This window comes from Bilophila sp. 4_1_30, from assembly GCF_000224655.1.
Taxonomy (GTDB): domain Bacteria; phylum Desulfobacterota; class Desulfovibrionia; order Desulfovibrionales; family Desulfovibrionaceae; genus Bilophila; species Bilophila wadsworthia.
The window spans coordinates 71,721-82,079 of sequence record NZ_JH114236.1 but is presented as its reverse complement, the minus strand read 5'-3'; the positions used below and the strand labels follow the sequence as shown (position 1 = coordinate 82,079).

10 protein-coding genes and 2 pseudogenes are annotated in these 10,359 nt (G+C 60.5%); 3 read left to right on the top strand and 9 right to left on the bottom strand.

Features of this window, described 5'->3' with window-relative positions; all coding sequences use genetic code 11:
* Nucleotides 1-55 (bottom strand): annotated as a pseudogene (locus HMPREF0178_RS22885) (3-dehydroquinate dehydratase); the annotation flags it as partial.
* Nucleotides 56-143: 88 nt separating this feature from the next.
* Nucleotides 144-341, bottom strand: a pseudogene (locus HMPREF0178_RS22880) (type II 3-dehydroquinate dehydratase); the annotation flags it as partial.
* A gap of 239 nt (nucleotides 342-580) precedes the next feature.
* On the opposite strand from HMPREF0178_RS22880, the gene HMPREF0178_RS18820 reads away from it, so the two are divergent.
* Entirely contained in the window at nucleotides 581-1,273 is a 693-nt protein-coding gene (locus tag HMPREF0178_RS18820; RefSeq protein ID WP_009369152.1) for a glutamine amidotransferase, read from the top strand.
* Between the two features lie 146 nt (nucleotides 1,274-1,419).
* On the opposite strand, the gene HMPREF0178_RS18815 is transcribed toward HMPREF0178_RS18820, so the two are convergent.
* From HMPREF0178_RS18815 to HMPREF0178_RS18795, 5 genes are all read right to left on the bottom strand, one after another.
* Nucleotides 1,420-2,196: a phosphate ABC transporter ATP-binding protein gene (locus HMPREF0178_RS18815; RefSeq protein ID WP_009369151.1), complete on the bottom strand. Its 777-nt coding sequence runs from the start codon at nucleotides 2,194-2,196 to the stop codon at nucleotides 1,420-1,422.
* Nucleotides 2,193-3,971 (bottom strand): ABC transporter permease subunit, encoded by a 1,779-nt coding sequence (locus HMPREF0178_RS23140; protein WP_369737748.1) that lies wholly within the window; start codon nucleotides 3,969-3,971, stop codon nucleotides 2,193-2,195. The genes HMPREF0178_RS18815 and HMPREF0178_RS23140 overlap by 4 nt, the downstream gene beginning before the upstream one ends.
* A gap of 323 nt (nucleotides 3,972-4,294) precedes the next feature.
* Entirely contained in the window at nucleotides 4,295-5,122 is an 828-nt protein-coding gene (locus tag HMPREF0178_RS18805; protein WP_009369149.1) for a phosphate ABC transporter substrate-binding protein, read from the bottom strand.
* Nucleotides 5,123-5,661: 539 nt separating this feature from the next.
* Nucleotides 5,662-6,174 (bottom strand): hypothetical protein, encoded by a 513-nt coding sequence (locus HMPREF0178_RS18800; protein ID WP_009369148.1) that lies wholly within the window; start codon nucleotides 6,172-6,174, stop codon nucleotides 5,662-5,664.
* Nucleotides 6,175-6,225: 51 nt separating this feature from the next.
* Nucleotides 6,226-6,717 (bottom strand): hypothetical protein, encoded by a 492-nt coding sequence (locus tag HMPREF0178_RS18795; protein WP_005025833.1) that lies wholly within the window; start codon nucleotides 6,715-6,717, stop codon nucleotides 6,226-6,228.
* Nucleotides 6,718-7,318: 601 nt separating this feature from the next.
* On the opposite strand from HMPREF0178_RS18795, the gene HMPREF0178_RS18785 reads away from it, so the two are divergent.
* Complete coding sequence (locus HMPREF0178_RS18785) at nucleotides 7,319-7,828, top strand: DUF1269 domain-containing protein (RefSeq protein ID WP_005025835.1); 510 nt, start codon at nucleotides 7,319-7,321, stop codon at nucleotides 7,826-7,828.
* Nucleotides 7,829-7,955: 127 nt separating this feature from the next.
* Here the strand turns inward: HMPREF0178_RS18785 and HMPREF0178_RS18780 are convergent, their stop codons facing one another.
* On the bottom strand, nucleotides 7,956-8,735 hold the full coding sequence (locus HMPREF0178_RS18780) for an HAD-IIA family hydrolase (RefSeq protein WP_009369147.1): 780 nt from the start codon (nucleotides 8,733-8,735) through the stop codon (nucleotides 7,956-7,958).
* Nucleotides 8,736-8,883: 148 nt separating this feature from the next.
* Between HMPREF0178_RS18780 and HMPREF0178_RS18775 the strand changes: the two genes are divergently transcribed.
* Nucleotides 8,884-9,645, top strand: a complete 762-nt coding sequence (locus tag HMPREF0178_RS18775) for a DeoR/GlpR family DNA-binding transcription regulator (RefSeq protein WP_009369146.1) — start codon at nucleotides 8,884-8,886, stop codon at nucleotides 9,643-9,645.
* A 162-nt stretch (nucleotides 9,646-9,807) separates the two neighbouring features.
* Here HMPREF0178_RS18775 and HMPREF0178_RS18770 read toward each other — a convergent pair whose 3' ends face one another.
* Entirely contained in the window at nucleotides 9,808-10,230 is a 423-nt protein-coding gene (locus HMPREF0178_RS18770; protein ID WP_009369145.1) for a JDVT-CTERM system glutamic-type intramembrane protease, read from the bottom strand.
* Nucleotides 10,231-10,359: the final 129 nt, after the last annotated feature.

Sequence of the window (10,359 nt, the reverse complement as noted above, 5' to 3'; positions counted from 1 at the left end):
CGGCAGAAAGCACGGAGAAGTGGCGGAAGGCTTCGCGGGCGTGGACGTTGGACATGTGCACTTCCACGGCCGGAATGCTCAAGACTCGCCAGCGCATCCATGATGGCGTAGCTGTAATGGGTCCACGCTCCCGCGTTGAGCACGATGCCAGCCGTGCCGTCCCCGTGTGCCTCGTGAATCCGTTCCACGAACGCGCCTTCATAGTTTGACTGAAAAAACGAAACCTCCACCCCAAGCTCCCCGGCGAGTGCGGAAAGTTTGCCGTTGATGTCTTCGAGCGTTTCCGTCCCGTAATGTTTGGGATCGCGCTTGCCAAACAGATTGAGGTTGACGCCGTGCATGACCAGAATGCGATTCATAGAATGATGTCCTTTGGATTGTGCGGGTTGCGGGCTGGCCTGAGATGCTGCCGTGGGGCACAGCATAGAGAAAAGGAAACCGGAAAACCAGAGAGGAATGGCCTCCCGGTGGAAAAAGAACCTGAATGAGACTTGCCAAATGGAGTAAAATCAATAGAATCTAAATGAAAAGCCTGTGCGGTCTGGGGGATAAGGGCGCGCGGCGCAGGAGGCGTATCATTATGAAACAGTGTCTGGTTATGCAGCATGTCGCCTTTGAAGATCTGGGTACTTTCGCGCCTGTGCTGGAAGAAAAAGGGTTTGCCATTCGATATTGCCCGGTAGACGAACCGCCTACCGAAGAGGAATGGCTGAACGCTGATCTCGCCGTGGTCCTCGGAGGCGCCATCGGGGTTTATGATCAGGTGCTCTATCCGTTTCTCAAGGATGAAAAAGATCTCATCAGGAAGCGTCTGGAATCACAAAAGCCGTTGCTCGGCATCTGCCTGGGGGCGCAGCTTATTGCCTCCGTGCTCAAGTCCCGCGTATACCCCGGCAAGGGCAAGGAAATCGGCTGGGGCGGCGTGGAACTCACCGAAGCGGGCAGAAAGTCGCCTTTGCGTTTTCTTGATGGTTACCGTCCGGTCCTGCATTGGCATGGAGATACGTTTGATCTGCCCGAAGGTGCCGAACTGCTGGCCTCCACCCCCGTGACCCCGCACCAGGCATTCCGCATGGGCAATCATGTGCTGGCATTGCAGTTCCATCCGGAGGCCGATGCGGATAAGCTGGAAAGATGGTTTGTCGGACATGCCTGTGAGTTGGCCCGCGCCGCAATCGATCCTCGCCGTCTGCGCGATGAGACCAAACGTGCGGGTGAAAGCGCCAAAGAAACCGGACAGGCGCTTTTGCGCGAGTGGATAGACCAGTGGTAAAGGGATGCCAACAAGCAATGAAGAAACGCGCAGCCGTTGGGGTGCGCGTTTTTTTGTATCGTGGAGGCCACACGTTGGAGAAGTGGGGCACTAAGGGCGAGGCAGATTTCCATTCGACGGAAAAAGGGGAGCTGTACGTTTTTCTCTTAATGGTTTCCAGCGTCCTCGCCGTCGAAAAAGCGGTTCATCTCTGCTTCGTTGGGGAGTTCGTCGGGCAAAAGCATACCTTGCAGATGTCCTTTCCCAAACAGGACAATCCGCGAGGCCATTCTTTTGGCTTGCGGCAGCCCGTGGGAGACGAGAAGGATGGGATAGCGATCCGACAGCCTGAGGAGCAAGTTTTCAATGGTATGGGTTGTTGCGGGATCGAGGGATGCCGTGGGTTCGTCGAGGAGCAGCATTTCCGGCTCAAGCGCCAGCGTGCGGGCAAGGCAGAGGCGTTGCTGCTGCCCCCCTGAAAGTATTGAAGCCGGTTCCCGCAGGCGTGAGCGGACATCCTGCCAAAGCCCCACCTCCGTCAGGCTGCGTTCCATCCGTTCCTGCCATTCCGAGGCAGGGAATCCTGTTGCCAGTTGAAGGGGGAGCAGCATGTTTTGCCGGATGCTGGCGGGCAGGATGTTGGGCGTCTGGAAGACCATGCCCACGCGGCGGCGCAGGTCGGAGAGTGCGGCCTCTCCGGTGCGTCCGGCATAGATCGGGCGGAGTTCGCCGCCTAAACGGAGTTCGGCCTCGCCGGATGTCCGGCATCCGGGCAGGCATTCGTTCAGGCGGTTCAGGGCGCGGAGGAAGGTCGTCTTGCCCGATCCGGAGCGCCCGAGCAGGACGGTTATGCCCTCGGCCGGGATGTCCAGAGTGATGTCATGGAGGATCGTGCGTTCGTGAAAGGCGACGGAAAGCCGCCGGATGCGTGCTGCCAGCGTCATGCGGAAACTCCCTCCCGCAGGGAACAGGCGTCCTTGCGGCGTTGATAGCGGGCGTGCAGCCACCATGCGGCGAGTAGAAGGCCCCCGGAAAGCAGCAGAAGCGTCAGCGAGGCTCCGAAGCCGCGTTCGAGTTCTTCCGGCGTCTGGTATTGGGCCGCCGTGTAATAGATGAAGAAGGGCAGGGCCTCGAAGCGCACGGCGAGGCCGGACGGAAGGCCCGCGTTGGCGACCACGCCGGTCAGCAGGATGACAGCCGTGTCTTCGGCGGCGCGGCCCATGGCCAGCATGATGCCGCCGAGGATGCCCCGGCTGGCTTGCGGCACGAGGATGTGGCGGACTATCTGGCTGCGGGTCAGCCCAAGCGCGACCCCCGTCAGGCGCAGGGAGGCGGGTAGCCCTTCCAGTGCCGTCCGGGTTGTGACCACGAGCGAGGGCAGAACCAGCAGGGCGAGGCAGCCGCCCGCGAGCAGGATGCCGGGGCTGGCTCCGGCGATGCCGAGGCGGTGCAGGAACAGGATGAGCGTAAAGCCGAAAATCCCCATGACGATGGATGGTATGCCCGCGAGGATGTCCATGAGCACGCCGAACCTTTGTTTCATGGAAGGCGAGGCGTACTCGGCAAGATAGATGCCGCAGCCGATGCCGGGCCCGATGGCGAGGAGCATGGTCGTCATAATGAGGCAGAATGTCCCGGCGCAGGCGGGCCAGATCCCGTCCCAAACGGGCAGGGTTCCGAGCAGGGCGCGGAGCGGCGGGGTGTCTCCGAAGAGGAGGGACGGCCCGAGCGTGGGCAGGCCGCGATACAGCAGGAATCCAAGCAGGCACGCGATGGCGGAGGCGACGATGGCTCCCGAAACGATGGACAACGGGCGGAGGGCGGAAGGCGCATACCGTCTCCAGAGGGCGGGCGGCTCGGGGAGCTGTTCGCCGGATTCGGATGCCAGCTTGCGCAACGCGAGGCTGACGCAGGCACTGGTGAGGAGGAGCAGCCCGCCCGCCACAAACAGGGAGTTGTATGCCGGGCCGCCCACTTCGGTGGCCGTAACGAGCCCCATGTGCGCGGTCAGCGTCCGCAGGCTGCCGAACAGGGATTCCGGCACGTGCGGGGCGTTGCCCGTGAGCATCAGCGGGATCAGCGTATCGCCCACGGCGCGCCCGAAACCGAGGATGGCCGCCGTAAGCAGCCAGCGCCGGGAGGCGGGGAGCACGAGGCAGGCCAGCGTTTGGGAGCGCGTAAAGCCGAGGGCCGCGGCGGTGATGCGGACGTTTCTTTCCTTCGTCCGCATGGCCGAATCCATGACCAGAACCATCGTGGGGAGGATGAGCAGGGCGAGCATCAGGGCTGCGGAGAGCCAGCAGAGGCCGGAACCTTTCCCCGCGGCCTCGCGGACGATGGGGACAAGCAGGAAGACGGCGGCGAAGCCGTAAACCACGGTGGGGATCGTGGTCATGAACCGAATGATGCCCGCGACGGTGCCGCCGAAGAGGCGTTTTTTTCCGCCGTCCTGTATGGTGCAGGCCACGCCGACCGCGAGAGGCCAGCTCAGGAGCAGGGCGGAGACGGACAGCAGGAGCGAGCCTACAATCATGGGCAGGATGCCGAATTCATGGGTATCCGGGCGCCAGACCCAGTTGAATATCTGGCCCCCCTGTGCGCTGAACACGACGGGCAGTGCGAAGCAGGCGATAAGGGCGAAGACGGCGCACACGGACGCCCCGGCCAGCCATGCCGCCAACAGGGGGAGCCCGCCGCGTTCCGTGAGTGAAGTGTCCATCAAGCTGTCCGTGTTGAGGTGTATGGAAAGGCTGCTGGGGAAAGGGAGGGGCTGAGAGGAGGGGCTCTTTTCCCTCCCCAAACGGTCGGCACTGCCCGCGCCCACCCCTCCCCCTCCAGAGACGTCCGTTATCGATCCCTGATGCCGTTTTTCCCTAAGGAAGGGGAAGGCGGCGTTGGCGTCCGTTTTTTTGGGGGGGGGAGAGGACGCCAACGCCAGTGTGCACGAGGCCGGGCACTATGGTTCATCAGGGGATGAATGCATTGTGAACATGGAAGGTGGGGAGGCAGGTGGACTCCCCATTCTTTCCGTGTTGGGGCGGGTTATTGCCTGCCGGTGGGGATGTAGCCGCTCTTTTTGATGATTTCGGTGCCTTCGGGGGTGTAGATGTAGTCGATGAAGGCTTTGGTGATGCCTTCGGGGGCACCCTTGGTGTTCATGAACAGCAGGCGGGTCACTTTATACGTGCCGTTGGAGGCGTTTTCCTGCGAGGGGACCATCTTGTCGAAGACGAGCGCCTTTACGTTCTTGTCCACATGCCCGATTCCCACATAGCCGATGGACTGCTTGTCCTGCGCCACGGCGGTCTTCATTGCGCCGTTGGAGTTCACCACGTTGGCGGACTGCATGATGGAGCCCTTGTTCAGCGCGCGCTCCACGAACACCTCGCGGGTGCCGCTGCCGTCTTCGCGGGTGTACAGGGTGATGGGGGCGTCGGTTCCGCCGAGCTCCTTCCAGTTGGTGATCTTGCCGTTGTAGATGTCGGCGGCCTGCTGGGCGGTGATGTCGGACACGTTGTTGGCGGGATTGACCACGAGGGCCACGCCGTCAATGGCGAAGGGGAATGTTTTCAGGCCGAATTTTTCAATTTCCTTGTCCTTCAGCGGGCGGCCCGTGTTGCCGATCTGGACGAGCCCTTCGCCCACCTGCTGTACGCCCACGCCGGAACCGCCGCCCGCCACGGTGATGCGGATGTCGGGATTGGCGGTCATGATGCGTTTGGCGGCTTCCTTCATGACCGGGATATGGGCGGTGCCTCCGGCGATATCCAGAGTGCCTTTCATGCCTTTAAAGGCATCAAGGGGGGCGGCCACGGCGGTGGCGGCCAGAAGAAGCGTTGCGGCGAGAGCGGGGAGCAGGAACTTTTTCATGGGGTCCTCACAAGATACAAGTAGAGGATAGCCTGACGCATGGAGTGAGGATGCGGCAGGACGAAACGCACGCCTAAAGACATGCAGCCCTAGTTGCTCGGGGGCGCTTCCATACTCGGTATGGAATGCGCATGGATGGGGGAAAAGTCCGGTGTCACCTCACCGGAGCACGTAAGATGCTCAGGGGGGAAGGCAGTTTGCGGGTGTAAGGCGAGGGCACAGACCACACGGGACGGAACGGCCCGCTATGGATGGGGAAAAGAAGAGGCGGTCTGTGAAGGATGGAATCATGATCGAAGCATAGCCGCAAGCCGTGCTTTTGGCAACGGCGTCCAGCGGATTCTTTTTGGGGGAAGAGCCGGATCAATACAGCTTCGACACAATGCAATCCATTATGAAGCAACGGGTTATACGGCGTGTTCCTACTCCAAAGAAAAAAGCCGCCCAACGGAACTCCCGTCGCGTGGCCTCCCCATTCGTTGAAAGTATTGGGAGGGAGAGGGGACCCTTCTCCAGAAGGGGCCCCTTCCCTGGACCTCCTATTCAACGCCAAATTCGTACTGCCCCAGCTTGTCGAGGATGGCGCACATGGTGATCGCCATCATGCCGGAAAGGAACGCGACCCGCTCTTTAGGGAGGGTTTCGAGGGCCCCTTCGCCGACCAGCCGCTGGTAAAACAGTGAGGGGCACTGCTTCTGCTGGTTCTGGGCCATCAGCCGGATATAGCTGGAAAACGTGTCGTCGATGAAGCTTTCGATCTGCTCGGGGGTATACCCGGCCATTTGCGACAACAACGTCCGGGTGCTCCGCAGATATTCGGCCATGACCTGGTTGGAGGCCTGTGCCATCAGGCCGTACACCACGGCGGCGTGAACGAAGCCGTACCATTCGCGGGTGAGGGCCCTGCGGGAGGCTTCGTCGTCACAGGGAACACCCGCTCGCTGGGCCATCTCGAGGAGGTCCTGCTCACGGGTGTTGAGTTCGAAGAGGATGCAGGCGGCCTGCACCGCCTGTTCCGGAGAGAGTATTTTCTTTTCGGTTTGTTCTGACATGGCGTTTCCGACGGGCAGGGGCGGCCGCGAGAGGCCCCGCCGGTCATGCCGCTACCCGATTTCGTTAGTGTCGTCCTTGGTGTGGAACGGATTAAAGGAGGCTTCTTCCTTGAACATGGCTTCAAGGTAGGACAGCGCGTTGTCGCTGCTCGTCTGTTTGATGCCGATGGCGCCGTAGGAGAAGTTCACGTGGAACTGCTTGACGCGGTCAGTTCCATAGCCGATTTCCATGAAACATTCCACCAGCGAGATGGGCTTGACGCTGACAGGGACCCATGTGCAGTCGTTCTTGTCCTCCGTGCGGATACAAACGGCGGCGATCATTTTGTTGTCGACGATGCGGAAAGGGGCGGTCTGATCCGGCAAGGGGTTGCAGCATTCGTCGATGCGCAGGGGAACCACCAAATCCGGTTGCTGGCAGCCGATGTAAAATTCGAAAAGCTCCACGAAGGTCAGCAGCTGGCTGTATGCCGCGCTGGCGTATTCTTCTTCGACTTTTCTCCGTTGTTCGAACATGGAACAGATTTCAGCGTAAGCGGACATGGATGTCTCCTCCTGCGGATGCGTTTTGCCGAATAATATTCCGGGATATGATGGCGTTTCCCGTGCAGGCGGCGGCCCGGAGGGGCAGGGAACGGCGCGTGCAAGCGCGGTTCTCCCGGCGGGAAACGCATCTCCTTGTTCTCTTTGCTGTTGTATGGCAACAAGCCTGTTGCAATGGAAAAGGATCCCGCACGGAGCTTGCCGTTCCGTGCTACGCCTTTACCATGCAAGAAAGTTCAAAGATGATCAAGCGCCGGACAAGGAAAAGAACGTCCGGGTTCCCGCTTTTTATCGGGGCAATGCTGTGTGGGGACATGGTTTGCGGCGGCGTCTCCGGTACAGCCCGGACAGTGGGCCCCTTTTGCGGTTGGGAAAACGGAATCCGTTCCCTCTGGTTTGGGAAAAGGAGGGTAAGGGACATTGGAGATCTTGGTGCCCTGCCGGACGGAGGCGTATTTTTTGCGTCCGCCCTTCTCTGAAAACATTGAGGAAACCGTTCGGCCCCAAAGCTCTCAGAACTCTAAAGGGATATATAATGGCGGTTTCCCGGCGTTCGCGGCACCTTTTGCGCAAGGTACAAAACGAATCAGGAGGTTTTTCCATGCGTAAACTGATTGCTGTGACATACGATACGGAATTCAAGGCCGAGGAAGTGCGCCTTCAGTTCCTGAAAATGCAGAAGTCGTATCTGGTTTCCCTTGAGGACGCCGTGGTTGTTGAAAAAAAGCAGAACGGCAAGGTGAAGCTGCACCAGATGTACAACCTGACCGCCAGCGGCGCTGTCGGCGGCGGTTTCTGGGGCGTGCTCATCGGCCTGATCTTCATGAATCCGCTGCTCGGCCTCGTGGTCGGAGCCGGAGCCGGAGCCGTCGCCGGTGCGCTGAGCGACGTGGGCATCAACGACGATTTCATGAAGCAGCTTGCTGAAAAGCTGACGCCCGGCACGTCCGCCCTGTTCGTTTTGGTCGACTCCGACCTCACCGACAAGGTGCTCGACGCCCTGCGCGGCACAGGCGGGACCGTTCTCCAGTCCTCGCTGTCCCACGAGGACGAAGCCAAGCTTCAGGCCGCCCTGAACAGCGCCCGCGCCGCTCAGAAGGATGCCGAATAGCCCGCTGACGCTCCAGAAAGGCAGTATGAAAAGGCCGCTTCCTCAGTGAAAGCGGCCTTTTTGCATGCGCAATATGCGTGCTGTACAGGGATCTTCCCCCGTGCGTATAGACGGGATCGTGTTCCGCTTATGCGCTTTCCAGCTGGCCGAGGTTATCCACGACCAACGTGGGCTGGCGTTTGAGGCCGGGCAGGTCGCTGAGCTTGGCTTCCCCGCTGAGGACGAGGATGAAGTCGATGCCCGCGTTTTCGGCGAGTTTCTTGTCCGTGCTCAGGCGGTCGCCGACCATGACCATGTCTTTCTTGTCATAGGATTGAAGAAGCGTACCGAGTACGGCGGGGTCGGGTTTGCCGAAGATATGCTGTGGGCGGCGTCCCGTAGCGGTTTCAAACAGCGACATGAAGCTGCCCGCATCCGGGAGCGGCCCTTGCGGGGAAGGGCAGACGAGATCCGGGTGCGTGGCGAGGTAGGCGACTTCCGGATTTTGCAGCAGCAGGGCCGCGTGGGTGAGCTTTTCGTAGGTGAGCTCGGTGTCGTACGCCAGCACGACGGCTTCCGCGCCTTCGGATACGCCATAGCCGAGGACGTCCAGTTCCGGCATACGCTCACGCAGGCACGCCACGAAGTCACGGTTCCCCACGGGGTACACCGTGCGGATGCCGTTCGCCCGCAGGTGGGCGATGAGCGGCGTCACCGGCGAAAGGATGCGGTCAAGCGTCGCCGGGATACCCATCCGGGTCAGCTTGTTGACATAGGTTGTCGGGGCCTTTGACGTATTGTTGCTGAGGAAATGGAAATCGATGGTGTCCCAGTGGCGGAGGATGAAGTCGACGGTTTCCTGAATGGGGATATCGCCGAGGTAGACCGTTCCGTCGAGATCCAGAACAAAACATTTTTTGTTGAGCATGGCAGTATTCCGGGGATCAGTGTTGGAAAGCGCGTTACCATACGGAGACTTTGTGCGCCTGTCCAGCCGGATTGCCTTTGACGTTTCCCCACAGCCTGTTGAACCAAAAGGAAGAACAGGATAAAAGCGGGGAGCACAGGGAGGACACATGAGCAAAACTTCCGCTCGTCATCAGGCCTTGCAGGAGTTCCTTTCGGCCCGCGGCTACGCGACCATCGAGGAGCTGGCCCGGCATTTTGAAGTGACGCCGCAGACGGTTCGTAAAGACATCAACGCGCTCGCCGAAGAGGGGAAAGTGCAGCGCTTCCACGGCGGGGCGGGCATGGTTTCCGGTTCGGAGAACATCGTCTACGATGAGCGCAAGGGCATCTGCCAGGAAGAAAAGCGCCGCATCGGCGCCCTGTTGGCGACGCACATCCCTGACGGCGTTTCCGTGTGCATCAATATCGGGACCACCACCGAAGAGGCGGCGCGCGCCCTGCTTGAGCACAAGAACCTGCGCGTGGTGACCAACAGCATCAATGTGGCTTCCATCTGCGCCCGCAATTCCTCCTTTGACGTGGTGGTCGCCTGCGGCACGGTGCGGCACAGGGACAACGGCATCGTCGGGGCCAGCGCCGAGCGTTTTATCCGCGAGTTCCGGGTGGACTACGGCATCATCGGCATTTCCGGCATTGATGAGGAGGGCAACCTGCTTGATTACGACTACCGCGAAGTCGCCGTGGCCCGTACCATCATCGAATGTTCCCGCCGCGTGTTCCTCGTGACCGACCGATCCAAGTTCGGGCGGCCAGCAATGGTCCGCGTCGCGCACCTTTCCGACATCAACGCGCTGTTCACCGACGGCCCTGTCGACAAGAAGTGGGCGGATCTCATTCACGAGCACGGCGTTGAATTGTTCATGGTCTGAGGCGATTGGGGAGGCAGGGGAACCTTTCTTGGGAAAGGGGGCTCCTCCGTTTCCCGAAGTTGCCGGCGCGGCCCCGCACCCTTCCCTTCCAATGCTTTCGTTTTTATCGCGTCCCTCTTCGAAGCCGGGCGGGTATCCGCACGTACGGGATATGAACTGGTTCTAGAGAAAAAAAAGCAGGTTGTACCAGAAATGGACGGCGGCGCAGAGCCAGAGCGAGCGGTGGCGCGTCCAGAGGGCCCCGAAGGCGAGCGAAGGGAAAAACGTCAAAGCCGCCATGAGGGGCGTATGCGTCGGCAGGTGGGAAAGCGCGAACAGGGCCGATGTCAGCAACATGCCGCCCGTAAACAGCCCCCATTTGCCCGGTACGCATTGCTCAAGCTGACGTTGGAGCAGGGCACGGTACGCCAATTCCTCAGTCATGGCCGCGAATGCCAGACGCCACAACGGAGGCAGACCGCCCGAAGGGAACAGCAGCCCGATGCCGCCGAGCAGGAAAGCCAGCCAGACCCACCGATCCCGGAACGAGCCGACAAAACGCCCTCTGCCCAGCGATTCCCTGATGTCCCGCCATACTTCCTTCACTCTATATCCTCACCCACTAAAAGATACTCTTCAGTCACTTGTTCCAGGAAAGCTGCGGACAGGGATTCGATAAACACAAAAGTCTTTGGGGATGGAGGGGATGGGGGTTTGGGGAAGGGGGAGGAAGGC

Coding starts and splice junctions, on each gene's coding strand:
- HMPREF0178_RS18820 (WP_009369152.1), top strand. CDS start 581: ATGAAACAGTGTCTGGTTATGCAGCATGTCGCCTTTGAAGATCTGGGT.
- HMPREF0178_RS18815 (WP_009369151.1), bottom strand. CDS start 2,196: ATGACGCTGGCAGCACGCATCCGGCGGCTTTCCGTCGCCTTTCACGAA.
- HMPREF0178_RS23140 (WP_369737748.1), bottom strand. CDS start 3,971: ATGGACACTTCACTCACGGAACGCGGCGGGCTCCCCCTGTTGGCGGCA.
- HMPREF0178_RS18805 (WP_009369149.1), bottom strand. CDS start 5,122: ATGAAAAAGTTCCTGCTCCCCGCTCTCGCCGCAACGCTTCTTCTGGCC.
- HMPREF0178_RS18800 (WP_009369148.1), bottom strand. CDS start 6,174: ATGTCAGAACAAACCGAAAAGAAAATACTCTCTCCGGAACAGGCGGTG.
- HMPREF0178_RS18795 (WP_005025833.1), bottom strand. CDS start 6,717: ATGTCCGCTTACGCTGAAATCTGTTCCATGTTCGAACAACGGAGAAAA.
- HMPREF0178_RS18785 (WP_005025835.1), top strand. CDS start 7,319: ATGCGTAAACTGATTGCTGTGACATACGATACGGAATTCAAGGCCGAG.
- HMPREF0178_RS18780 (WP_009369147.1), bottom strand. CDS start 8,735: ATGCTCAACAAAAAATGTTTTGTTCTGGATCTCGACGGAACGGTCTAC.
- HMPREF0178_RS18775 (WP_009369146.1), top strand. CDS start 8,884: ATGAGCAAAACTTCCGCTCGTCATCAGGCCTTGCAGGAGTTCCTTTCG.